The sequence below is a fragment of the Streptomyces sp. BE20 genome (genome assembly GCF_036322525.1).
GTDB lineage: Bacteria > Actinomycetota > Actinomycetes > Streptomycetales > Streptomycetaceae > Kitasatospora.
In genome coordinates this window covers 1-24,394 of record NZ_JAQYWW010001068.1, presented here as the reverse complement: position 1 = coordinate 24,394, position 24,394 = coordinate 1, and the positions used below count along the sequence as shown (strand labels likewise).

Sequence of the window (24,394 nt, the reverse complement as noted above, 5' to 3'; positions counted from 1 at the left end):
GCCGCAGCCCACCCTCGGCTCGCGCTCAGCCGCCCCGGATCGCCGCCAACGCCTCGCCTGCCGCCGCCGTCAGCCGCTCGTCACGCAGGGGCGTCAGCATCACCCCGCCCAGGATCCTCTCGTGACCCTCCACGTACGCCTCCAGCACGGGCACCGCAGCGGCGGCCGGGCGGCCGATCGCGGTGAGGTGGCGCAGCACCGCCGACAGCTCGTCGTCGTACTCCCCCGCGGCCCGCGCGGGCACCATCGCGCCCGGGCCCGCTGCCGCCCTGGCGCCCCTCAGCCGCCGCGCAACCGCCCGCTCGCCGGTCAGTTCGCCGACCAGCGCGTCGACCGCCGGACCGGGCTCGCCGGTCAGCCGCCACCAGGCGTGCGCGGCCTCGACCCGGGTCCGCTCCCCCGGTGAGGTCAGCAGCGCGCGGACGGCACCGGCGTGCCGGACCGCCTGCGGGCCGAGGTCGGCCAGGTACGACAGGTGCGGGCGACCGGGACCGGCCTCGGCGGCGGCGCCCAGCACCTCCAGCGCCTTGAGGTGGTCGCCGGTGACCCGCCAGAGCGCCCAGGCTGCCGTCTGCGTACCGTGCCAGGGCAGTGCGCGCGGGTCGCGCGGCCGCGGCGCCCCGACGGCGGGCACCCCGACGCCGTCCGCCAGCTCGCGCAGGCGCGGGGCGGCCCGCTCCGCCGCCGGGCCGATCGCACCGAGCGCCGCGGCGGTCCGGCGGGCCTCCCCGGTCTCCAGTAGCTTGACCATTCGCGGAACGACCGGGGCCGCGACCGGTCCCCACGCGGCCAGCGCCTCCAGGGCGCCAGCCCGCGCGAGTCCGTCCTCCTCCTGGAGGGCGACTCCGACCGCGGGCAGCAGGGTGTCGGCCTCGCCGGGGTGGGAGCCGACCAGCCGGCCGATCGCGAGGTCGTAGTCGGAGCCGCGGAGCCGGTGCCGCAGGTAGGTCAGCACCCGCCGGTCACCGAGGTGGGCCAGCGCGAACGCCTCCGGCCTACCGTGGTGGGTGGGGAGACGAACGAGGAGCCTCTGCGCGAGCAGGTCCGCGTACGGGGCCGCGGCCGAGCCGGCCCCGGTGAGCAACCGGGCGGCGCTCTCGCGGGCCTGCCAGCCGGGATGGTCGAGGTGCTGTGCGGCCAGGGCGTACAGATCGGCGGTGTCGGCCCGACGGTCGGTGACGGTCCGGGCGGCGCGGTCCAGGGCCCAGCCGGCCCGCTGTCCGGCCGACTGCCGACTGCTCGGTTCCATCCGCAACAGTGCGTCGGCCAGGGCCCGGCTCTCGTTCGGGCGGTCGGCCAGAGCCTCGGCGGTCATGGCGTGGAGGAGGCCGACCGCCGGCCAGGGGAGGTCCTCAGCGTCGCTCAGCGCCACCGCCGCGAGAGTGCCCAGCTCCGTGCCGTCCGTTCCGGGCCTCAGCCGGAGCCGGCCCGCCAGCGCCGCCAGCCGCACCGCGGGACTCGGATGCCCGAGCCACCGAGCGAACCACTGGTACCAGTCCGCATCATCGGGCTCGTCGCCGGTCCCGGCTCGGTCCCCCGTCCCGCCCGACACAGCCCTTCCCGGCAAAGCCCCGCCCGCCACAGCCCCGGTCGGTACCGTCCCGGCCGCCGACGGCAGCAGGGCCACCAGCACTGCCAGCTGGCCCGCCAGCACGCCCGCGTCCGTCTCGCGCCCGGCCTGGGCCCTCAGGGCCGCAGGCACCGCCGGGTCGTCGGCACCGAGCCACCTCAGCACCTGCGGGGCCGCCGCCCGGACATCAGGGTCCGTATCCGCGACCGCCCGGACGGCCTCGGGCACCACCGGAGCCAGGACCGCCGGCCCGCCCAGCTCTGCGATCGGCCACCAGTACGCCGCCGGGTGCTCCGCGAGCTCCGTCAGCAGCCTCAACGCCTCCCCACGGGTCCGCCCGCGCGCCGACCTCAGCATGCGGACCAGCAGTGGTACGGCGCCCGGCACGGCCTCCCCGCCCCGTCCGGGTGCGCGCAGGTCGGTGCGGAGCCGCGCAACCACCCGCCGCAGCGCCCAGGCGGACGTCCGCTCCTCCGCTTCGACCACCGCGGTCGTCCTACCCACCCGCCGCCCTCCCTCCTTCCCCAGCCCGTCGACCCGCACCGGGGCCCGCCGCCGCCCGCCGGACCGACGGGCGGCGCCCCGGCACGGCCGACCGGACGATCGCGCCGCCGTCGGCACCGTTCCCCGGAGGCGGAGCCGCTCCGGCCCCGCCTCAGTCCCGCACGCTCCATCCGCTGGCCCGCAGCGCCGCCGTCAACGGCCGCACCGCACCCGGCGCCACCGACAGCTGGACGAACCCCACCTGCTGGCCGGTCGAGTGCTCGATGTCCACGTCCTCGATGTTGACGCCTGCCGCACCGACCTCGCCGAAGAGCCGGCCCAGCTCGCCCGGCTGGTCGCCGAGGACGACGGCGACCGTCTCGTACCGGGTGGGCGGCGCACCGTGCTTGCCGGGGATGCGGGCCTGGCCGGTGTTGCCGCGCCGCATGACGGCCTCGATCCCGGCCGCACCGCCCCGCCGCTCGCGCTCCTCGGCGGCCTGCAGCGCGCGCAGCGCGCCGACGGTCTCGCCGAGGTCGTTGGCCACCTCGTCCAGCACGTCGGCGACGGCGCCGGCGTTGGCGGACAGGATGTCCACCCACATCCCGGGGTTGGAGGCCGCGATCCGGGTGACGTCCCGGACACCCTGGCCGGAGAGCCTTATGGCGGTCTCGTCGGCGTTCTCCAGCCGCGCGGCGACCAGCGAGGAGAGCAGTTGCGGGGCGTGCGAGACCAGGGCGACCGCACGGTCGTGCGCCGAGGCGTCCATGACGATCGGCATGGCCCCGCAGAGCGCGACCAGTTCGAGGACGGCGTTCAGCGTCTCGGTGTCGGTGTCCGCGGTGGGGGTGAGCACCCACGGGCGGCCCTCGAACAGGTCGGCGCGGGCGGCCAGCGGGCCGGACCGTTCGCGCCCTGCCATCGGGTGGCTGCCGATGTAGTGGACGGTGTCGCAGCCGAGCGCGGTGACGTCGGCACGCGGGCCGGCCTTGACGCTGGCGACGTCGGTGTAGAAGCGGGCCAGTTCGCGGCGCTGGCAGTCGGCGAGCACCTTGCCGACCAGCGCGGGCGGGACGGCGATGATCGCCAGGTCGACCGGACCGTCGGCCGGTTCGGTGATGCCGGCGCCCAGCGATTCGGCGGTGCGGGCGGCGTCCGGATCCGCGTCCTCCAGATGGACGGTCAGACCTCTTCCGGTGAGGGCGAGCGCGGCGGAGGTGCCGATGAGTCCGGTACCGACGACGACGGCTGTGCGCATGGCGGGTTGGCTCTCCTCGCAGAACGAACGGGCAAGCGGGACAACGGAACCGGGCGGAGCGGTACGGGCCCGGGACGGTCCGGACGGACCGCACCGGACGAAACGGCTCCGGACGGCGCCGGATCGGTCGGACACGTCCGCCCCATCCTCTCGTATCCCCGTCGTCCACACGGACACCGCGACCGCGACCGCGCCCCCGAGGGCAACCGCGAGGGCAACCGGACGGCCCTCCCACCCGTCCCCACACACGACCCGCGCGAAAGCGCCCGGCTCCCCGGCACTCGAGCCACGGAACGCACGCCACGGAGCGCACGCCACGGCGCCCATACGCCGCGCACGGCGAAATCCGGGGACGGGAGCGCCGACGCACGGCAGGATGGGCCGCCCAAGGGGAGGCCCTGGCGCGATCGGCGCCGACGGTACGAGACGAAGGGGTTGGCCGGGTGAACAATCAGCACAGCAGCGACCAGCATCGACCGCAGGACGGGGACCACGGCGAACGGCCGGAATCCTCCACTCCCACCAGCCCCCCGTCCGCCCCGACCGACTCCGGTCCGGTCGACCCCACCGCGCCCACCGCGCCCCCCGCACCGCCCGTCCGCACCGCCCCCGCAGTGCCGTCCGTACCGTCCGTGCTGGACTCGGTCGTCGTCCACGCCGTCGGCGCGGTCTGCCGCCGCCGGGCCCGGGTGGCCGTACCGCCGGGCGGGCGGCTCCGGCTGACGGGGCTGCCCACGGCCCTGGAAGGGCACTCGCTGCGCGCCCGGGTGCTCTCCGGCCCGGCCGGCACCGCCGTCACGGAGGCCCGCCTCGAACCGGTCGCCGAACTTCGCGAGCCCGCCGAACTCCCCGAGCTCCGAAGGAAGGTGAACGAGGCCCGGGAACGCGAGCACGCCGTCCGGGAGCGTCAGCGGCTGGTCCTCGCCGCCGTCGCCGAGACCGCCGCGCTGCGCGCCGTCCCACCGCAGCGACGCCGCGACGAACCGCTCCGCCGGACGCCCGCCGATGCCTGGCTGGAGCTGGCCGAGTTCGTCGACGAACGCCTCACCGGGCTCCAGCAGCGCGCGGAGGAGCTGACGCGCGAGATCGAACTCGCCCATCACGAGACCGAGTTGCTCACCGATCAACTGAACCGCTCGTCCACGGCCGGCCCGGCCCGACCGGTGGAGGTCTCGGCGACCGTTCTGCTCACCCTCACGGCGACGCCCCCGGGCAGCGACCACGACACACCCGGCACCGCCACCACCGCCACCGACCTGGACATCGAGCTGGAGTACACCGTCCGGACCGCCCGCTGGGTGCCCTCCTACCGGCTGTCGTACGCGCAGGGGGCCGACACCGGCCGACTGGTCCTGCGCGCCTCCGTCGCCCAGCTGACCGGCGAGGACTGGAGCGGCGTCCGGCTCGCCCTCTCCACCGCCGACCTGGACCGGCGTACCGACCTTCCCAAGCTGCGTTCGCTGCGGATCGGCCGCAGCCAGCCCGCCCCGCCGCCCTCCGGCTGGCGCGAGCCCCCGGGCGGCCTGGCCGACCTGTTCGCCGGCTACGACGCCGTCGGCCCGCGCCCGGGGCTTGCGCGTCCGGTGATCGCCGGAGCCGCCCCGCGGCCCCGCCTCGCCGCTCCGGTCGCCCCGGCCGTCGCGCTGCCTCCGCCGGCGCCCGCCGCCCCGGGAGCCGCCCCGGCCGGCGGCCTCCTCCCCGCCTACGACGAACCGCACGCCGCCCCGCCGGCTCTCGGCTTCGCCGGGTACGGCGCGCCCCCGCCCCCGCCGGCTCCGGTCGCCTCCCGTGCCCGTGGGGCGCGGGGCGGGAGCGCGAGCCGCAGACGGGCGGCCGCGCCGGAGGGCCTCGAAATCGGCGACGACGTCCTGTCGCGGTTCGACTCGGCCGCCGCCGGGGGGTACGAAGAGGGCGGCCCGGGGGCGCCCGCCGGTCCGCCGGTCCCCGACGCCCTGCTGCTGGACTACCCGGCGCTCGTCCTGCTGGGTCCGGACTCCGCTTCCGGGGTCCGGGGCACTCTGCAGCGGTCCGCGCCGCGGCCCTCCGCCCGGCCGGGCGTCGGCCACCTCGTCGCGGGCATCGACCATCTGGCGCTGCCCCGGCACGCCGTGCCCCCGCGGGTGTCGGCCGGCTCCTTCGACCACCGCTTCGACGCCGCCGCGCCCGCCGACATCCCCTCGGACGCCACCTGGCACACCGTCACGATCGACGAGATCCCGGTGTCCGTCCGTCCCGAGTACGTGACCGTCCCCGCCGTCGAGGAGAAGGTCTACGCCACCCTGCTGGTCTCCAACCCGACCGACCGGGCGGTGCTCGCCGGCCCGGTCGAGGTGACCGTCGACGACGAGTTCCTGCTCACCGCGGCCCTGCCCACCCTCGCCCCCGGCGGGGTGAGCCGACTCGGCATCGGCGTCGCGGAGTCCGTCGAGGTGACGCGCCGCACCGAGCTTCGCGAGTCCACCGCGGGCATGCTGAACAACAGCACCGTGCTCGACCACCGGGTGCACGTCGAACTGGCCAACCGGCTCGGCCGCCCGGTCACGGTCGAGGTCCGCGAACGGGTGCCGGTCAGCTCCGACTCCGAGATCCGGATCGAGGAGCGGGCCGACTGGCGCGCGCCGACCGAGCCCTCGCCGGAGTGCCCGCCCAGCAGCCGGCTGTGGCGGGTCGAGCTGCCGCCGGGCGGCCGGGCCGATCTCGACGGCGGCTACCAGATCAGAATCCCGGCCGGAAAGGCCATCGTCGGCGGAAACCGGAGGAACTGAACGAGATGACCGACACCCCCCTCCCGAGGACACCCGCCCCCGATCGCACGGCCCTCGATCCCGCCACGGCCGACGCCCCCGCCGTCAATGCCCCCGCCGTCAGTGCGCCTGCCGAAACCGCCCCCGCCGTCACCGCCCCCGGGGGCACCGGAGCCGTCACCGTCCACCCTCTCCCCGTCACCGCCGTCACCTGCCTGGAGGACCGCAGCCAGGTCGAGCGCACCGTCACCCTGGAGCTGGCGCCCGGCATCCAGCGGCTGCGCCTCGGCCCGCTCACCGCCCTGGCCGTCGACCGCACCCTGCGCGCCGAGGCCGACACCCCGGGCGTCCGTGTCCTGGACGCCCGCATCGTGCGCGCCTGGACCCCGCGCGCACCGCTGCCGCCCGGCCCGGACGACTCCGAACTGCGCCACCGCCTGCACCGGCTGGACGAGCACACCCGCGCGGAGGGCAGGCTGCTCGAACGGCTGGAGACCCGGTTGGGCCTGCTGGCTCAGCTCTCCGCCGACCTGCTGCGCGAGGTCGGCGAGGGCGCGGGCGCCGGCGAGGTCGAGCGCACCCGCTGGGCGCGCGAACTGGCCCGGGTGGACGCCGAACGGGAGCGGTACGGCGAAGAGCTGCGAGCCACCCGCTCGCGGCTGCGCGAACTGGAGGAGCAGCGGTCCCAGGCGCTCACCGCCCTCGACCAGGCCGAGGAGCAGCCGGCCGAGCTGGTCGCCCACCTCGACCTCACCGTCGAGGCCGCGGCGGCCGGGCCCGCCCGGCTGACCGTGAGCCACCTGGTGCCGTGCGCGCTCTGGCGGCCCTCCTACCGGGCGACCCTGACCGACGGCGAGCTGCGGTTGGAGTCGGAGGCGGTGGTCTGGCAGCGCACCGGGGAGGACTGGACCGGCGCCCGGCTGACCTTCTCCACCGCACGCTCGGCGCTGGCGGCCGAACCGCCCGCGCTCGTCGAGGACCTGCTGATGCTGCGCGAGCGCACCACCGAGGAGCGGCGCACCGTCGACGTCGAACTGCGTGAGGAGGAGGTCTCCACGCTCGGCCCGTCCGGGGCGGTGCCGGGCGTGGACGACGGCGGGGAGGTGCGGGTACTGCCCGCCCCGGCACCCGCCACCGTGCCGTCCGACGGGCGGGCGCACCGGGTGCCGCTGGGCACCTTCACCGGCCCGGCGCGCAGCGAGTACGCGTGCGCACCGGAGCTGTCGCCGCTGGTCACCCAGGTGGTCAGGTTCCGCAACGCGGCCGGGCACGCCCTGCTCGCGGGGCCGGTCGAGCTGGTCCGGGGCAGCGGCTTCACGGGGCGCGGTGAGCTGCCGTTCACGGCCGCGGGGGCCGACACCGAGCTGTCGTTCGGCAGCTCCGACGGCTACCGGGTGGTCCGGGAGACGGAGGAGCGGCAGTCCACCGCCGGCCTCGGCCAGCGCTCGGTCACCACCCGCACGGTCCGGCTCTACCTCTCCCGGTTCTCCGGGCCGGAGGAGCGGGACGAGCAGGTGGTCGCGGTGCGCGAACGGGTGCCGGTCTCCGAGGTGTCGGCGGTGGAGGTGCGGCTGCGCAAGGAGGAGTGCTCGCCGGCCCCGGACGCCTTCGACTCCGAGGGCATCGTCCGCTGGGACGTCCCGCTCGGCCCGGGCGCCCGCCGGACCGTCACGCTGGTGTACGAGATCTCGGCCTCCGCCAAGGTGGCCGGCCTGTGACACCCGCGTCCCCCGCGCCGCCGCCCCGGCTACCTGCGACCCGACCACCCGCGACCCGGCCAACCCGCGGCCCGGCTACCTGCGACCCGACCACCCGCGGCCCGGCCGACCCGCGCGAACCGTCGCCATGACGTCCGCTCAGGTACAACAGGAACATGATCCTGCACCTCGCACCCCTGGACGACTGGCTGGCCGACCCGGGCCGGCCGTACGCCACGGCCTCGCTGCTCACCGACGGGTTCATCCACTGCTCGGCGGACGAGGAGACCGTGCTGGCCGTGGCCAACGCCTTCTACGCCGACGCCCCCGAACCGCTGATGGTGCTGCTGATCGAGGAGTCGCTGGTGGAACCGATGGTCAAGTGGGAGGCCCCGCACGGCGCACCGCCGCCCGGGGCCTCCCCCGGCGTGCTGTTCCCGCACATCTACGGCCGGTTGAACCGGACGGCGGTGGTCGGTCTGGAGAAGGTCGAACGCGGGCCGGACGGCCGCTGGGCGGGCCTCACCCCTTGGAGCTGACGCCCTGGCCTGCGGCTCACCGGCCGGCGACGTCCCGGCCGGCGGTTCCCTGACCGGCCCCCGGCCGCGGCCCGGCCACCCGCCGCGCAGCCGACCGCGCCCCAACCGGCCGCGTCACAACCACCCCCGCTCCCGGGCCGCCATGCCGGCCTGGAAGCGGGTGGTGGCGCCCAGCTCGCGCATCAGGCTCTGGAGGCGCCGCTGGGTGGTGCGGGCGCTCCAGCCGAGCGACCGGGCGATCGACTCGTCGGTGAGGCCGGCCGCCAGCAGCCCGAGCAGCTTGCGGTGGTCGGCCTCCGGCTCCGGCGTCTCCTCCGTGGCGCCGATCGCCGCCTGCAACTGGACGGCCCGCTCCCATTCCGCCTCGAACAGGGTGTCCAGCGCCTGGAGCAGCGCCGAGGGGTGGATCACGTAGGCGGCGTCGAGGACGCTGTCACCCACACTGATCGGGATGATCGCCATCCGGTCGTCCGACATGATCATCTTCATCGGGAGCACCGGCCGGACCCGCGCCTCCTCGCCGTCCGCGACCCCGGCCAGGATGTTCTTCTCCAGCCGCCCGGGCCAGGCCACCGCCTCCCGGTCGTAGACGGTCCGGAACCGCAGCCCCTCCTTCATCCGCTGCCGCTGGAGGGGGATGTTGGCCACCGGGTCCTGGATGTACGGCGGGCAGTCGAAGCCCCGCACCTGGTACTGGCTGGTCTCGGTGATGTGCTCCAGCCGCTGCGCGATGGCCTCGCCACCGGTCAGCACCTCGACCGAGTGGGCCGGGTCGGTGTACCGCGAGGCCTCCCGGAAGGCGTCCATCAGCCGGTGCATCTCGGCCCTGGCGTGGCGCAGTTCGGATTCGCGGTGGCCTATCAGGGTGCCGATCGCGACGTCGGGCGCGACCGGCAGGAAGCGGTGGCGGTCCACCGGGGCCCGGGTGGCCATGCCCTGCTGTGCCAGCCGGTCCAGCGCGCGGACGCTCTGCTGGAGGCTCAGGTCACAGAGGGCGGCCAGGTCCTCGGCCGTCGACTGTGGATTGGCCACCAACGCCGCGTAGACCCGTCCGTCCGGCGTGGCCAGCCCCAGAGCGCTGAGTGGTGCATCGGACACGGCGTCGCTCCCCGTTCGCCTCTCGCCCCTGCGCCGGTGGCGCAGTCCCGCCACTCGGCGGATCGCGGACAGGTGGCAATCTTCGGCCACGGATCATGACGCTGACAAGACGATCACCGGACGATGCGGCCCGCTTCACAGCAGGACCCGCCGAACGGCGTGAGGGCCTCCCCGCCGAACGGCGTGAGGGCCTCCCCGCCGAACGGCGGGGAGGCCCTCACGGAAACACGTCACGAGGGGGACCCGTCCACAGGTCCACCGTCTCCGGTGCGGACTCTGTGGACCGGCTCGGCGAGGGGCGCCCGCAGGAGCGGCACGCACCTCACCGAAATCGACCGGTCTACAGACCGACCTCGTGCATCAGCTGACCGACCTCGGGGTTGGTGAGGCGGCGCAGCCAGCCGGACTTCTGGTCGCCCAGCGCGATCGGACCGAAGTGGGTGCGCACCAGCTTCTCGACCGGGAAGCCGGCCTCCGACAGCATCCGCCGGACGATGTGCTTGCGACCCTCGTGCAGGGTCACCTCGACCAGGTAGTTCTTGCCGACGTTCGAGATCACCTTGAAGCTGTCCGCACGGGCGAACCCGTCCTCCAGCTCGATGCCCTGCGCCAGCTTCTTGCCGAGGTCGCGCGGGATCGGCCCCTGGATCGCGGCCAGGTAGGTCTTGGTCACGCCGTACCGGGGGTGGGTGAGGCGGTGGGCGAGCTCACCGTGGTTGGTGAGCAGGATGATGCCCTCGGTCTCGGTGTCCAGGCGGCCGACGTGGAACAGCCGGGTCTCCCGGTTGGTCACGTAGTCGCCCAGGCACTGCCGCCCGTCCGGGTCCTCCATCGTGGAGACCACGCCGGCCGGCTTGTTCAGCGCGAAGAACAGGTACGACTGGGTGGCGACGGTCAGACCGTCCACCTTGATCTCGTCCTTCTCCGGGTCGACCCGCTTGCCCTGCTCGGTGACCCGCTTGCCGTTGACATCGACCCGGCCCTGGTCGATCAGCTCCTCGCAGGCGCGCCGGCTGCCGATGCCGGCACGCGCCAGCACCTTCTGCAGTCGCTCGCCCTCGGGCTCGCCGAAGGTCTTGGGCAGCTTCACGGCCGGCTTGTCGTGCCGGGCGAGCACCGCGTCCTCGATCCGGGCCTGCAGCTCACGCGAGCGCTGTGGCTGGCGGCGCGGGTCGCCCGGGGCGCCCTGCCCCTCGCGGCGCGGGCGCGGGGCCGGGTTGGGCCGACGGCCGGAGAAGCCGCCGCGGGCCGGGGTGGCGTTGGGGCCGCCACCGAACTCGGGGCGGTCGTACTTCCGCTCCTCCGGCCGCAGCGGCCGGTCGGGGAAGCGACCGTCGTCACGACGGTCGTCCCGACGGTCATCACGCCCGGACCCGCCGCCGTACGAACCACCGCGCGAGGCCGAACCGCCGCGCGAGGGGCCGGAGCCGCGCGAGGGGCCGCCACCGCGCGAGGAGCCGGAGCCCCCGCCGTACGAGCCGCCGCCACGCGACGAACCCGCACCGGACCCGCCGCCGTACGAACCGCCGCCACGCGAGGAGCCGGAGCCCCCGCCGTACGAGCCGCCACCGCGCGACGAACCCGCACCGGACCCGCCGCCGTACGAACCGCCGCCACGCGAGGAGCCGGAGCCCCCGCCGTACGAGCCGCCGCCACGCGACGAACCCGCACCGGACCCGCCGCCGGAGCCGCCGTACGAACCGGACCCGCCACCGGACCCACCGCCGTACGAACCGCCGCGCGAGCCCGACCCGCTACGGCCGGCGCTGCCCCCGTAGGAGCCGCCCCGGCCCCCGCCCTGTCCGCCGCGACCGCTGCCGCCGCCGCTGCTGTTCCTGCCGTTGCCACTGCTACGCATCAAAGTGTCCGTACGTCGTTTACCGTCTGGGATGTGCGGTCGTTTCGGCCGACCTCACCGCCCCCTACCGATCAGGCGCAGCCCGACCGGCCTCGCCACTGCCGTCCACGGCCTGCACGGCAGCGGCGGCGACCGCCTCCGCGATCATCGTGCCCTCCAGGGACTCCGCTTCCACGTCGTCGACCTCGGGCAGGAAGGGAGCAAGCTCCGGCAGCTCGTCCAGGCCGCGGAGCCCCATCCGTTCCAGGAAGTAGTTCGTCGTCCGATACAGGATCGCACCTGTTTCGGGCTCGGATCCGGCCTCTTCCACCAGTCCTCGCTGTACCAGGGTACGCATCACGCCGTCACAGTTCACACCGCGGACGGCTGAGACCCGCGATCTGGACACCGGCTGCCGGTAGGCGACCACCGCCAATGTCTCCAGCGCGGCCTGTGTCAGACGGGCCTGCCGGCCGTCCAGGACGAAGCGGTCGACGGCCGGTGCGCACACGGCCCGGCTGTAGAACCGCCAGCCACCGGCCACCAGTCGAAGGTCGAAGCCCCGGCCCTGTGCGGTGTACTCGGCGGACAACCCGGACAGCGCCGCCGCCACCTCCGCCCGCGACCGCTCCAGCACGGACGCCAGGTGCACCTCTCCGACGGGCTCGTCGACGATCATCAGGATCGCTTCCAGCTCCGCCCGCAGTCCGGGCCCGTCCGCCGTCGGAACCGTCGGCACGGACCGCCGCGGTTCAGCGCCGACGACCCCGTCCCGCCCGTCCGGGCTCCCCGGCATCTCCGGGCCGGGCCGCTCCGCCGCACCGGAAGTCGACGGAGCCGACTTCTGGTGCACGACGACCGGCTCGACAGCTGCACCGCCGACGCAGCCGGTACCCGAGGCCACGCCCGGACCGGCACCCGCACCCGCCAGGCCGCCGATGGTCACCGGGTCGGCACCCGCCGGGGCTCCGTCCACCGTCCGCCCCTCCGTCCCGGCAGCGGGCTCCACCGGGACGGTGGACGCAGGCTCCAACCACTCCTCGGCCCGCGGCTGCCCCGGCACCCCGAGCGGCCGCCGAGGCACCCGCCGTCCGTCATCGGCCCCGACCGTCATCGCGGGCCCTCCTCTCTCCGCACGTCCCCGGCCCGCACGTCCGCAGCCCGGACGTCCGCGGCCCGCCCTTCACCGGCAGGCCGGTCGAACTCGTCCGTCACGTCGACCGCCCCGCGGTCCGCCTCGGCCACCCAGCGCACGACCAGCTCCCCGAGCGCCTCCGGCTGCTCGAAGGCCAGCACCCGCTCCCGGTAGAGCTCCAGCAGCGCCAGGAACCGGGCGACGACGACCAGGTCGTCCGGCGCGTCCGCGACCAGTTGCCGGAACGTCGCCTCCCCCAGCACGGTCAGCAGCCCGACGACCAGGCCCGCCTGCTCGCGCACGCTCACCGGCGGTGCGTGGATGTGGTCGACGTAGACCACCGGTTTCGGCTTGGGGACCATCGCCCGGGCCGCCAGCTGTGCGAACCGCTCGGCGCCGATGCCGATCACGACCTCGGGCAGCAGCCGGACGTGCCGCGGTTCCAGGCCGACGGACCGGGGCCGGCGGAACAGCTCGGCGGCCCAGCGGTCGCCGAACAGCGCAGCCGCCCGCTTGTAGGCCCGGTACTGGAGCAGCCGGGCGAAGAGCAGGTCCCGGGCCTCCAGCAGGGCGAGGTCCTCCTCGTCCTCGACCTCGGCCGCCGGGAGCAGCCGGGCCGCCTTGAGGTCGAGCAGTGTGGCGGCGACCACCAGGAACTCCGTCGTGACGTCCAGGTCCCAGTCCGGGCCCATGGCCCTGATGTGGGCCATGAAGTCGTCGGTGACGGTCGCCAGCGCCACTTCGGTGACGTCCATCTTGTGCTTGGCGATCAGGCTCAACAGCAGGTCGAACGGGCCTTCGAAGTTGTTCAGCCGTACCCGGAAGCCACCCTGCGCCTCACCGCCGCCCGCCCCGGCGCCTGCCCCGGTGGCCATCGCGGCAGGCGCGGCAGGCGCTGCAGGCGCGGCGACAGCCTCGACCGACCGGGCGGTCCCGGCGACGGCGGAGGGTTCGGGCGTACTCGACATGGCGGTCCATCTTCACCCGGTGCCGCCGCCCGCTCCGTGCGGGGGCTCACCGACACGCCGCACCCGCCGCGCACGCCGCCGGGAGTACTTCACCGGCCGCCGGACCCCTCGCAAGCCCACCCCGGACCCACCCCGGACCCACCCCGGGCCCCGGAACGCTCGACGGGGGCTCCACGCCCCTACCGGCGGCCGACGAGGTCGGCGCGCCGACCTCCAGGCCCTCGGCCGCCCCCAGGCGCCCTCCGCGCGCCGGGGCGCCCCCAAGGGGCCCGGGAGCCGCTCAGCGCCGCTCAGGGGCGGCTCAGGAGCCGCCAGGACGCGGTCCAGGGTCGGCCCGGCCGCGACCGGGGCGCCGTCCGGAGGCCCGGACCACCCACGGGACATCGGTGAGCGCCGACGACGGCGGCCCCGAAGGCGGAGCTCGACGACCCCGGCAGGCCCCACCGGGCCGGCGGAGTGCCGCTGGGCCCGATGCGCCGGAGTTCCGCTGCGCCGGAGTGCCGGAGCGGCTTCCGACGGGCCGACGGGCGGCCCCGGGCGTCAGCGCCCGCGCAACCGCCGCACCAGGATGCTGGCCTCGCCCCGCTGCTCCAGATCCGCCAGCACGACCGCGATGGCCTCCCGGACGATCCGGCCGCGGTCCACCGCCAGGCCGTGCTCGCCCCGGAGGACGAGACGGGTGTGCTCCAGGTCCATCAGCTCTTCGGCGGACACGTACACGGTGATCTTCTCGTCGTGCCGCTCGCGCCCGGTGGGACGGCGCGGGGCCCGGCCCCGCGGCCTCGGCCGTCCGCCGGCAGCCGCCGGCTCCTCGACCGCGCCTGCGTGCTGGCGCGGCCCCGGTGCGGCGGCCCGGCCGCCCTGCCCGCCGACACCCTGCGTACCGCCGGCACCGGCACCCGGCCCGCCGACGCCCTGTCCGACACCGCCCTGGCCGCCCGGCTGCGCGGGCGCGGGCACCGTGCCCGCCGCACCGACCGGCCGGCGCACGGCCCGCCGGTGCTCGCCCGGTTCCCCGGCCGCGCCGCCGTCACCGCCGGCGCCACCGCCCGCGGCCTCGCCACCGCCCTCCGCGTACTCCGCACCGCCCACGCCCTCGGCCCCCTCGGCACCGTCCGCGTCGACGGTGCCGTTGACCGCCCTGGCGGTCTCCGGTCGGGGCGCCTCGGCGGCCGAACGCGACGCGAGGGACGGCGACAGCGCCATCCCGCCCGTGGTCCGGAACAGCTCGTCGGCACCCGGGAGACTCACTCGGCGGGGCGGCACCGGTCGAGCACCTCCCTGGCGAGCTGGCGGTAGGCGGCGGCACCGACCGAGTTGGTCGCGTACGTCGTGATCGGCTCGCCGGCGACGGTGGTCTCCGGAAAACGGACGGTCCGCCCGATGACGGTGTGGAAGACGTGCTCGCCGAACGCCTCGACGACGCGCGCCAGCACCTCACGGCTGTGCACGGTGCGCGAGTCGTACATGGTGGCGAGGATGCCGTCCAGGCGGAGCTCGGGGTTGAGCCGCTCGCAGACCTTCTCGATGGTCTCGGTGAGCAGCGCGACGCCGCGCAGCGCGAAGAACTCGCACTCCAGCGGGACGATCACGCTGTGAGCGGCCGTCAGCGCATTGACCGTCAGCAGACCCAGCGAGGGCTGGCAGTCGATGATGACGAAGTCGTAGTCGGGCAGCAGCGGCTTCAGGGCGCGCGCCAGCGCGGACTCCCGGGCCACCTCGCTGACCAGCTGCACCTCGGCGGCGGAGAGGTCGATGTTCGACGGCAGCAGGTCCATGCCGGGCACCGCGGTCTTCAGCAGCACGTCATCGGCCGTCAGGCCCCGCTCCATGAGCAGGTTGTAGACGGTGACGTCGAGCTCCATCGGGTTGACGCCGAGGCCGACCGAGAGGGCGCCCTGCGGGTCGAAGTCGACGAGCAGCACACGGCGGCCGTACTCGGCGAGCGCCGCGCCCAGGTTGATGGTCGACGTGGTCTTGCCGACGCCGCCCTTCTGGTTACACATCGCGATGATCTGCGCGGGACCGTGCTCGGCCACCGGCGCGGGGATCGGGAAGTACGGCAGCGGGCGCCCGGTCGGGCCGACCCGCTCACGGCGCTGACGCGCGGCGTCGGGGGCGAGCGTGGCGGCGTACTCCGGGTCCGGTTCGTACTCGGCGTCGGGGTCGTCGTAGGCGCCGTAGGCGAACTCTCCGTAGGCCAGGCCGTGGGCCGGCAGGTCGACGTCGTAGTCGGTCACCGTGGTCACCTGTGCTGTGTTCTGGCGTGCTTCGAAGGTACGGAGTGCGACCGAGCCGACCTCGGCCGAGCCCACGGTGGCCTGCCGGGCCCCGGACTCCTCACGCGGCTGGCCGGCGATGTGCTCCGCCAGTCCTGGCTGACCACCCCCGGGAGCAAATGTCGACTCATTCACAAGTCGTCTTACCTCCTTGGGTATCCAGGACTCTATGTCGATTCGTCAGCGTGGCAGCATGCCGACGGTTTGCGACTCTAGGCCGTTCAAGGCGTTCGCAGCAACACAATCCACGGTAGTGGGCAGGATGTGTCGACTATCAGGCGACCCTCTGTCAAGGGATGCGCGAGCCCTTGACCCTAACGTTTCTGCGGTCGGGTGACGCGACCGACGGAAATTGACGACAGAGCGACCCGCCCGCGCCGCGCCCGCCGTCACCACCGGGTTCACCCCTCGTTCACGGGCCGGCCGGGGCCCCGTCGGCACACCTGTTCGCAGGCATGGCGAAGCCCCCGGCCCGAGGGGAGCGGGTCGGGGGCCGACGGGCCGCCGTGCGGGCGGCTGCCCGTTCAGAGAGGCCGGGTGTCCAGCCTCAGGCGAGCACGCTCTCCAGGGAGACGGACTCCAGGCCGAAGGCCTCGGCGACGGCGCCGAAGGTGATCTGGCCCTCGTGCACGTTCAGGCCCTTGGCCAGCGCGGCGTCGCGGCGCAGCGCGTCCTTCCAGCCCCGGTTGGCCAGCTCGACGACGTACGGCAGCGTCGCGTTGGTCAGCGCGTAGGTGGAGGTGTTCGGGACGGCGCCCGGCATGTTGGCCACGCAGTAGAAGACCGAGTTGTGGACCGGGAAGGTCGGCTCGGCGTGGGTGGTCGCGTGCGAGTCCTCGAAGCAGCCGCCCTGGTCGATGGCGATGTCGACGAGCACGGAGCCCGGCTTCATGCGGGAGACCAGCTCGTTGGTGACGAGCTTCGGGGCCTTGGCGCCCGGGATCAGCACGGCGCCGATGACCAGGTCGGCGTCGAGCACCGCCTTCTCCAGCTCGAAGGAGTTGGACATGATGGCCTTGATCTTCGTGCCGAAGACCTTGTCCGCCTCGCGCAGCTTGTTGATGTCGCGGTCGAGCAGGGTCACGTCGTAGCCCATGCCGATGGCGATGGTGGCCGCGTGCCAGCCGGAGACGCCACCGCCGATGACGACGGCCTTGGCCGGGTGGGTGCCGGGCACGCCGCCGGGGAGGGTGCCACGGCCGCCGGCCGGGCGCATCAGGTGGTACGAACCGACCTGCGGGGCCAGACGGCCCGCGACCTCGGACATCGGGGCGAGCAGCGGGAGGGCGCCGTTGGCGAGCTGCACGGTCTCGTACGCGATGGCGGTGGTGCCGGAGGCGATCAGCGCGTCGGTACCGGCGCGGTCGGCAGCCAGGTGGAGGTACGTGAAGACCGTCTGGCCCTTGCGCAGGCGGTGGTACTCCTGCGCGATGGGCTCCTTGACCTTCAGCAGCAGGTCGGCGGTGGCCCACACCTCGTCGGCGGTGGGGAGGATGGTGGCGCCGGCGGCCACGTACTCCTCGTTCGGGATCGAGGAGCCGAGACCGGCGTTGTCCTCGATGTAGACCTCGTGTCCGTTGCGGACCAGCTCATGCACGCCGGCGGGCGTGATGGCCACGCGGTACTCGTGGTTCTTGACCTCGCGGGGGATGCCGACCTTCACGGCTAAACACGTCCTCTTGCCCTGGGGGTCCCTACCGGAGAAGACCGGCGGGCGACGCGCACGTGGGGAAGCCTCCGGAAGACACCGGGGCACAGCTGTCTGCGCGACTAGGTCCGAGTGTAATGAAGCCCAGGCGACGTGTCAGCCTTCCAAAGTGAATAAATTTGCCGGACACATTGGCAGGTTCGTAGGCTTCCATGACGATCTTCCTGCCGAAGCAACGCCAACCGGGCATGTTCGACAATACTCCGAAAGCGCCCTTCACCACCCGGCGACGAGTCGCTCCCGCAGCTCCGCGAGGGCGGCTCCGACGGCCTCGCGGCCCTGGTCGTCGCCCAGCCTCCGCAGCACCGAGAGCGACGCCCGGTACTCCCGCTCGGCCTCCTCGAAACGGCGCTGGGCGGTGTGCGCCTCGGCCACCCGGGCCAGCAACCGGGCCTCGGCGGCCTGATCGCCCATGGACTGCCGGACGCCCAGCGCCCGGCCGTACCAGTCGGCGGCGCGCACCGCGTCCCCGAGCGCCCGGTGGCAGCCGGCCGCGCCCTCCAGGGCCCTGGCGCAGAGCGCCTCGTCGTCGGCGGCACGGGCGTGCTCCAGAGCGGCCCGGTAGTGCCCGGCGGCCTGCTCCCAGCCACCGGCGGCGGCCTGCAGGTCGCCCAGGTTGAGCAGCGCGGCGGAGGCCCGGCGGGGTCGGCCGTGCCGCTCGGCCACGGTCAGGACCAGCTCGTGCAGCTGGTGGAGATCGGCGGGCGCGGCCGCGCCGGTCAGCGGGAGCGCCCGCAACAGGGCGGTGACCAGCCGACCGGCCGAGCCGTCCAGGTCGCCCTGGCCGATCGCGTCGGCGACGGCGCCGAGCAGCAGGTCCCGCTCGCCGAGCAGCCACTGCCGGGCGTGGGCGGCGGACGTCAGCCGCAGCGGACCGGGCAGCGGGTCGGGTCCGCTGCCCCCGGCCGGGTCGAGGAGCGCCCGGGCCGACTCGGTGAGGCGGACCAGCCGCTCCAGCAGCCGGGCACGCGCCAGCTCGGTCTCGGCCGGGCGGTCCTCCTGCTCCCGCAACCGGACCAGCCGAGGGTAGAGCCGGCCGGGCACCCGGTAGCGGGCGGTGCCGTCGGCGGCCGGGGGCTCCTCGGTCAGCAGCTCCCGTTCGGCGAGCGCGGCCAGCGTCACGGCGGCCTCCGGCGCCGGGCAGCCGACCAGGGCGGAGGCCGTACGCGGGTCCGCGCACTGGGCGGGCGCCAGGGTGAGCGCGCGCAGCATCCGGGCCTGGGCGGCGGGCAGGGTGGCGTAGGTCAGGGTGAACGCGCCGATCAGCGGGTCGTTGTCCGGGACCGGGACGGGTTCGGCGGGCTCGGGACCGGGCTTCACCCAGGCCGCCGGATCACGCGCCGGATCCGGTACCGGATCCGCCGGGGCCGCAGGTCCGGCAACCGGCCCCGAGGCAGCGGGCCCGGCAGCAGGCCCGGCAGTGAGCCCGGCAGCGGGGCCGGACCGGCCCTCACCGCGCTTCCGTTCGGCCCGGCGCCCCCGGTCCGCACCCTCCGCCTCTCCGGGCCCTCCCGCCCCGCCCGCTCGCCCCGGCCTCTCCACCCCGTCCGACCCCGGCTGCGACGACTGCGCCGCCTGCGCCGCCTGCGCCGCCTGCGCCGCCTGCCCGGGCTGTCCCGGCTTCGCGCCCTTCGGCTGCTTCTGCGGCTTCGTCCCGCCGCCCTTCTCCGGCCCGCCGGCCGCCCCCGTCGGCCCCGCCACGCCCGCCGTCCCGGCCGCACCGTGGCTCCCCCGCTGCCCGTCGCCCCCGCCCGGACCCGCGTTCGTCCCCGCCGGCGCCCCGCCCCGCACGTCCCCGCGCGCCCCGCCCCGCGCCGTCTCCCGCGCGTCCGCCTCCGCGACCGCCCGCACCAGCTCCTGCGCCGCGTCCGTCACGGCCAGCTCGGGACTGCCGCGCAGCCATCCCGCCATCAGCCGCAGCGCCGCCGGCCGGGAGGCGCAGGCCTCCGCCAGATCGGCCCCGCCGACCGGGTCGCAGCCGATCCTGGTCCCGCCCACCAGGTCACCCAGCAGCTCGCCCGCCGCCGACCGGTCGAGTCCGCCGAGAATGACCGGGTCGATGTCCTCGATGCCGGTGAGCGGCCCGGCGGTGGTGGCCAGGACGAGGCAGCCGGGCTCGTCGGCGAGCAGCGGCCAGAGCTGCCCGGCGTCCCGGACGTCGTCGAGCAGCAGCAGGACGCGCCGACCGGCCAGCGCCTCGCGCAGGGCGACGCAGGCGGGCTCGTCGCGGCCGTCCTCGACGGCACCGGGCAGCGGGACGCCGGCGGTGTCCGCGCCGAGCTGCTCCAGCAGCCGGCGTGCGGCACGGGCGGGCGGCACCCGGCCGCCGTCGGGTGCGGAGAGGCGGGCGAACAGCACCCCGTCGGGGTATCCGGGGGCGACGGTGACGGCGAACCGGACGGCCAGCGCGGTCCGCCCGGAGCCGGGGCGGCCGGCCACGACCAGGACGGGGCTGCGGCCCTCGGCCGGTCGGCCGGCGGCGGCCCGGAGCGCGGCCAGCTCGGCGCGCCGGCCGACGAACAGGGCGGGGCCGGCGGGCAACCGGTCCAGCCCGGGAACGCGTTCGGCGGGCACGCCGGGCCCGGCCTCCATCGTCGCCGTCTTCCTCGCCACCCGTGCCACTCCCGACGTCACCCAGCGCTCAGCGGAGGCGGCCCGGGACGGGCGCCCTGTCTGCGAAGCGTAGTTCGACCGCCCGGCCCGACCGGGGTGACATCCGGTCGTACGAACCGGTAAATCACCCCTGCGGATCAACCCGCGGCGCCGGGCTACCCCCGGAGCACCCGCCGGTTCGGGAAAAGGGCGCCCGCCGGTCCGGGAAAGGGCACCCGTACCGGGGAGCCGGCCACTCCGGAATCGGCCCCGGAACGGCGCCGGTCCCGGAGTGGCGTCAGCCCTTCCCGGGGTTCAGTCCCGGAACGGCCTGGCCGGCCAGGGCGAGTCGGCCGGGCGCAGCGCGTCCAGGCCGCCCGGGGCGTGCAGCGCCGCGGACAGCGCCAGGGTGCCGGTGATCAGGGTGGGGTTGTGCAGTTCGCCCGCGTGGATCAGCCGGACCAGTTCGGCGACCGGCACCCGGGCGGACTCCAGCTCCAGTTCCTCCCCGTGCGCCTGGTAGCGCTCGCCGTCGGCCTCGGAGAGGTCCGTGGCGAGGAAGAGGCGCAGTGCCTCGTCCGTCCCGCCGGGCGAGGTGTAGAAGTCCACCAGCACCCGCCAGGTGTCGGCCTTGCAGTGCGCCTCCTCGTAGAGCTCGCGCTGGGCGGCGTGCAGCGGGTTCTCGCCGGGGACGTCCAGCAGGCCGGCCGGGAGCTCCCAGAGCCGCTGACGGACCGGGTGGCGGTACTGGCGCAGGACGAGGACCCGCTGCCGATCGTCCAGGGCGAGGACGGAGACCGAGCCGGGGTGGGTCTGGTAGTCACGGCGGGCCCAGCTGCCGTCGGGCATCCGGACCTCCTCGGTGCGCACGCCGGTGACCCGGCCCTGGAACGGGGTGGTGCTCCCCCGGACCTCCCACTCCTCGGCCACGTCGGCGATGCTGCGGTCGTCCATCACGGTCTCCCCTTTTCGTCAGTACGACACAATCTAACGCCGGACGGCGGCCCCGCGGGAATGCGGGGCCGCCGTCCGGTGAACAGCCGAATGCCGGGCTGGCGCGTGCCTGCCGTCCGAGTGGCTACTCGGCGGCGGGGGCCGTCTTGATCTCGATCGCGGCCTTCACCAGACCCGCGAAGAGCGGGTGCGGGCGGGTCGGGCGGGACTTGAGCTCCGGGTGGGCCTGGGTGGCCACCAGGTAGGGGTGCACCTCGCGCGGGTACTCGACGTACTCGACCAGGTCGCCCTTCGGGGAGAGGCCGGAGAACTGCAGGCCGGTCTTCTCCAGGTCCGCCCGGTAGGCGTTGTTGACCTCGTAGCGGTGGCGGTGGCGCTCCTCGACGTACTGCTCGCCGCCGTAGACCTCACGGACGATGGAGCCCTCGGCGAGCTTGGCCGGGTAGAGGCCCAGGCGCATGGTGCCGCCCAGGTCGCCCTTGCCGTCGACGATGGCCAGCTGCTCGGCCATGGTGGAGACGACCGGGTACTTGGCGGCGGAGTCGAACTCGGTGGAGTTGGCGTCGGGCAGGCCGGCCAGGTTGCGGGCGGCCTCGATGACCACGCACTGCAGGCCCAGGCAGAGGCCGAGCAGCGGGATCCGGTTCTCGCGGGCGTAGGTGATCGCGGCGACCTTGCCGTCCACCCCGCGGTCGCCGAAGCCACCGGGGATGCAGATCGCGTCCACGTCGCCGAGCTGCTCCTGGGCGCCCTCCGGCGTGGTGCAGTCGTCGGAGGTGACCCACTTGATCTCGACGCGGGCGTTGTTGGCGAAGCCGCCGGCGCGCAGCGCCTCGGTCACCGACAGGTAGGCGTCCGGCAGGTCGATGTACTTGCCGACCAGGGCGACCCTGACGATGTGCTGCGGCTCGTGGACGCGGCGCAGCAGGTCGTCCCAGGTGGTCCAGTCCACGTCGCGGAACGCCAGGTCGAGGCGGCGCACCACGTACGCGTCCAGGCCCTCGCCGTGCAGGACCTTGGGGATGTCGTAGATCGACTTGGCGTCGATCGCGGCAACCACGGCCTCCTCGTCGACGTCGCACATCAGCGAGATCTTGCGCTTGATCGCCTGCGGGACCTCGCGGTCGGCCCGGAGCACGATGGCGTCCGGCTGGATGCCGATGTTGCGCAGGGCCGCGACCGAGTGCTGGGTCGGCTTGGTCTTCAGCTCGCCCGAGGGGCCGATGTAGGGGAGCAGGGAGACGTGGACGAAGAAGACGTTGTCCCGGCCGACCTCGTGGCGGACCTGGCGGACGGCCTCCAGGAACGGCAGCGACTCGATGTCGCCGACGGTGCCGCCGACCTCGGTGATCACCACGTCGACGTCCTCGGTCGCCATGCGGCGGATCCGGGACTTAATCTCGTTGGTGATGTGCGGGATCACCTGGACGGTGTCGCCCAGGTACTCGCCGCGGCGCTCCTTGGCGATGACCGTGGAGTAGACCTGGCCGGTGGTGACGTTGGCCGAGCCGTGCAGGTTCGTGTCGAGGAACCGCTCGTAGTGGCCGATGTCGAGGTCGGTCTCGGCGCCGTCGTCGGTGACGAAGACCTCACCGTGCTGGAACGGGTTCATGGTGCCCGGGTCCACGTTGAGGTACGGGTCGAGCTTCTGCATCGTGACACGCAGGCCACGGGCCTTGAGCAGGGCACCGAGGCTGGAGGCGGTGAGGCCCTTGCCGAGTGACGAGGCGACACCCCCGGTGACGAAGAGGTGCTTGGTCGTCACGGCGCGGCTGTTCGATGCCTTGCCGGAATGGGGCTGTGCCAAGAGGGGGCTCCCGTGGGTCGCGAGTCGGACGTGACGTGGTGGGAGGCTCGCGGGTCGCCTGGCGACGACGAGGGCGGTGCGGTGCACGGCGCCCGGGGGGTCGTCGGTTCGGCTGGTCCGGGGCGTTTGATCCCACCGGTCCACGGGATACCAGGGTAACAGTGACCCGGGCCGAGTGCTTTCCGGCCCGCCGGAGATGCCCCCACGGCGCTCCGGGGGCGCACGCCTGGCGCACCACCGGCGCACCACCCGGCGCAGCCGTCACACCCGTCGCACCACCGGCCCGGGCGGGTCACTCGGGACCGCTCGGCCAGGCCATCGGCGGCCCCCCTGTTCGAACCATCCGGAGCTGATCCTTCCGGGCCATCCTGGCGGGCGCACCCACGATGCGCGGTATTTCCGCCGAATTGCGGCGCCACACCGGGCGGCGCCCGCGTGCTTCGCCCCTTTCGTCCGTCGTAAGCTGCTCGGACGCATCGCCGACAACACGAGCACGCGGAGGGCGTGGGAGGGTCAGGACGCCTCTCGGTCCCCGATGCGCGACCGGACCTCCCCGTATTCTGCTCCCACCCACCCACCCAGAGGCTCGACCGAGCCTTCGCGGACACTCCAGCAAGGCCCCCCACCACCCCACGGAGGGCCGGACGTCCCGGGGTGGCCTCCGGCCCCGCAGAACCGCTGGCTCCCCCTCGGATCGCCGATGCGTCGTGACCACATTGCGAACTGGAGATCCACGTGGCCGGCCGTATCGAGGACTACGCACTCATCGGGGACATGCAGACCGCCGCCCTGGTCAGCAGGGACGGAGCGGTGGACTGGCTCTGCCTCCCCCGGTTCGACTCGCCGGCGGTCTTCGCCGGCCTGCTCGGCACCGACGAACACGGCTTCTGGCGAATCGGCCCCGCGGAGGCGGTGGCCACCGGGCTGCCCTCCCCTGCCGCCGATCCGGCCCCGGCCGCCGCCGCACGACTCAAGCTCACCGACACCAGTGACCTGCGCGTGCCGCCGCCGACCGCCGCCGCCCCGGCGGTGCCCGCCGACCGCCGCCGCTACCGGGGCGACTCGCTGATCCTGGAACAGGAGTGGGACTCCCAGGGCGGCACCGTCCGGGTGATCGACTTCATGCCCCCGCGCCCGCTGGCCGGCAAGGACGCCGTCCCCCAGGTGATCCGGATCGTCGAGGGCGTGACCGGCACCGTCCGGATGCGCTCGGCGGTCCGGATGCGGTTCAGCTACGGCCGGGTCGTCCCCTGGGTGCACCGGGTCGAGCAGCCCGACGGCAACCACCGCACGGTCGCCGTGGCCGGCCCCGACTCGGTCTGGCTGGACGGCGCGGCCGACACCTACGGCCGCAACCTCACCACCTACGCCGACTTCACCGTCTCGGCCGGCGAGCGGATCGCCTTCGCCCTCACCTGGCAGGCCTCCCACCTGGAGCCCCCGACCGCGCCCGCCGCCGAGGAGCTGCTCGACGCGACCGCCGACTTCTGGCACGACTGGGCCGGCCAGTGCACCTACCAGGGCCCCTACCGGGAGGCCGTGGTCCGCTCGCTGATCACCCTCAAGGGCCTCACCTACGCCCCGACCGGCGGCATCGTCGCGGCCCCCACCACCTCACTGCCCGAGGACATCGGCGGCGAGCGGAACTGGGACTACCGCTACACCTGGCTGCGGGACGCCGCGATCACCCTCTCCTCCCTGCTGCGCACCGGCTACCGGGACGAG

16 protein-coding genes are annotated in these 24,394 nt (G+C 74.8%); 4 read left to right on the top strand and 12 right to left on the bottom strand.

The window, feature by feature from the left end; translation table 11 throughout:
- Nucleotides 1–25 precede the first annotated feature (25 nt).
- Both PUR61_RS30920 and PUR61_RS30915 read right to left on the bottom strand, forming a co-directional pair.
- Nucleotides 26–2,074 (bottom strand): hypothetical protein, encoded by a 2,049-nt coding sequence (locus tag PUR61_RS30920; RefSeq protein WP_329882808.1) that lies wholly within the window; start codon nucleotides 2,072–2,074, stop codon nucleotides 26–28.
- Between the two features lie 151 nt (nucleotides 2,075–2,225).
- Complete coding sequence (locus PUR61_RS30915; RefSeq protein ID WP_329882807.1) at nucleotides 2,226–3,311, bottom strand: prephenate dehydrogenase; 1,086 nt, start codon at nucleotides 3,309–3,311, stop codon at nucleotides 2,226–2,228.
- A gap of 443 nt (nucleotides 3,312–3,754) precedes the next feature.
- Here PUR61_RS30915 and PUR61_RS30910 point away from each other — a divergent pair, with 443 nt between their 5' ends.
- From PUR61_RS30910 to PUR61_RS30900, 3 genes are all read left to right on the top strand, one after another.
- Nucleotides 3,755–6,076: a DUF4139 domain-containing protein gene (locus PUR61_RS30910; protein ID WP_329882806.1), complete on the top strand. Its 2,322-nt coding sequence runs from the start codon at nucleotides 3,755–3,757 to the stop codon at nucleotides 6,074–6,076.
- Nucleotides 6,077–6,081: 5 nt separating this feature from the next.
- Nucleotides 6,082–7,773 (top strand): DUF4139 domain-containing protein, encoded by a 1,692-nt coding sequence (locus PUR61_RS30905; RefSeq protein ID WP_329882805.1) that lies wholly within the window; start codon nucleotides 6,082–6,084, stop codon nucleotides 7,771–7,773.
- A 155-nt stretch (nucleotides 7,774–7,928) separates the two neighbouring features.
- On the top strand, nucleotides 7,929–8,291 hold the full coding sequence (locus tag PUR61_RS30900; RefSeq protein ID WP_329882804.1) for a DUF952 domain-containing protein: 363 nt from the start codon (nucleotides 7,929–7,931) through the stop codon (nucleotides 8,289–8,291).
- 114 nt (nucleotides 8,292–8,405) lie between these two features.
- Here the strand turns inward: PUR61_RS30900 and PUR61_RS30895 are convergent, their stop codons facing one another.
- The 10 genes from PUR61_RS30895 to PUR61_RS30850 form a co-directional block, all read right to left on the bottom strand.
- The gene (locus PUR61_RS30895) at nucleotides 8,406–9,389 is read right to left on the bottom strand and encodes a helix-turn-helix domain-containing protein (protein ID WP_329882803.1); all 984 of its coding nucleotides are present in this window, start codon (nucleotides 9,387–9,389) and stop codon (nucleotides 8,406–8,408) included.
- 340 nt (nucleotides 9,390–9,729) lie between these two features.
- Entirely contained in the window at nucleotides 9,730–11,247 is a 1,518-nt protein-coding gene (locus PUR61_RS30890; RefSeq protein ID WP_329882802.1) for a pseudouridine synthase, read from the bottom strand.
- A 64-nt stretch (nucleotides 11,248–11,311) separates the two neighbouring features.
- A complete protein-coding gene (scpB, locus tag PUR61_RS30885; protein WP_380358137.1) occupies nucleotides 11,312–11,905 on the bottom strand; it encodes an SMC-Scp complex subunit ScpB in 594 nt (197 codons plus the stop codon).
- A 431-nt stretch (nucleotides 11,906–12,336) separates the two neighbouring features.
- Nucleotides 12,337–13,329 (bottom strand): segregation and condensation protein A, encoded by a 993-nt coding sequence (locus tag PUR61_RS30880; RefSeq protein ID WP_329882801.1) that lies wholly within the window; start codon nucleotides 13,327–13,329, stop codon nucleotides 12,337–12,339.
- A gap of 540 nt (nucleotides 13,330–13,869) precedes the next feature.
- Nucleotides 13,870–14,580 (bottom strand): hypothetical protein, encoded by a 711-nt coding sequence (locus tag PUR61_RS30875; RefSeq protein ID WP_329882800.1) that lies wholly within the window; start codon nucleotides 14,578–14,580, stop codon nucleotides 13,870–13,872.
- Nucleotides 14,577–15,644 carry a ParA family protein gene (locus PUR61_RS30870; RefSeq protein WP_329882832.1) on the bottom strand — a complete coding sequence of 356 codons (1,068 nt, stop codon included), beginning with the start codon at nucleotides 15,642–15,644 and terminating at the stop codon, nucleotides 14,577–14,579. The genes PUR61_RS30875 and PUR61_RS30870 overlap by 4 nt, the downstream gene beginning before the upstream one ends.
- A gap of 511 nt (nucleotides 15,645–16,155) precedes the next feature.
- Entirely contained in the window at nucleotides 16,156–17,271 is a 1,116-nt protein-coding gene (ald, locus tag PUR61_RS30865) for an alanine dehydrogenase (protein WP_329882799.1), read from the bottom strand.
- Between the two features lie 261 nt (nucleotides 17,272–17,532).
- Nucleotides 17,533–19,929 (bottom strand): tetratricopeptide repeat protein, encoded by a 2,397-nt coding sequence (locus tag PUR61_RS30860; protein ID WP_329882798.1) that lies wholly within the window; start codon nucleotides 19,927–19,929, stop codon nucleotides 17,533–17,535.
- Between the two features lie 294 nt (nucleotides 19,930–20,223).
- Nucleotides 20,224–20,862 (bottom strand): NUDIX hydrolase, encoded by a 639-nt coding sequence (locus PUR61_RS30855; protein ID WP_329882797.1) that lies wholly within the window; start codon nucleotides 20,860–20,862, stop codon nucleotides 20,224–20,226.
- 124 nt (nucleotides 20,863–20,986) lie between these two features.
- A complete protein-coding gene (locus tag PUR61_RS30850; protein ID WP_329882796.1) occupies nucleotides 20,987–22,627 on the bottom strand; it encodes a CTP synthase in 1,641 nt (546 codons plus the stop codon).
- Between the two features lie 777 nt (nucleotides 22,628–23,404).
- Between PUR61_RS30850 and PUR61_RS30845 the strand changes: the two genes are divergently transcribed.
- The coding region (locus PUR61_RS30845; RefSeq protein WP_443035265.1) for a glycoside hydrolase family 15 protein at nucleotides 23,405–24,394 on the top strand (990 nt) is incomplete at its 3' end.

Coding starts and splice junctions, on each gene's coding strand:
- PUR61_RS30890 (WP_329882802.1), bottom strand. CDS start 11,247: ATGCGTAGCAGTGGCAACGGCAGGAACAGCAGCGGCGGCGGCAGCGGT.
- PUR61_RS30855 (WP_329882797.1), bottom strand. CDS start 20,862: ATGGACGACCGCAGCATCGCCGACGTGGCCGAGGAGTGGGAGGTCCGG.
- PUR61_RS30880 (WP_329882801.1), bottom strand. CDS start 13,329: ATGTCGAGTACGCCCGAACCCTCCGCCGTCGCCGGGACCGCCCGGTCG.
- PUR61_RS30900 (WP_329882804.1), top strand. CDS start 7,929: ATGATCCTGCACCTCGCACCCCTGGACGACTGGCTGGCCGACCCGGGC.
- PUR61_RS30905 (WP_329882805.1), top strand. CDS start 6,082: ATGACCGACACCCCCCTCCCGAGGACACCCGCCCCCGATCGCACGGCC.
- scpB (WP_380358137.1), bottom strand. CDS start 11,905: ATGATCGTCGACGAGCCCGTCGGAGAGGTGCACCTGGCGTCCGTGCTG.
- PUR61_RS30915 (WP_329882807.1), bottom strand. CDS start 3,311: ATGCGCACAGCCGTCGTCGTCGGTACCGGACTCATCGGCACCTCCGCC.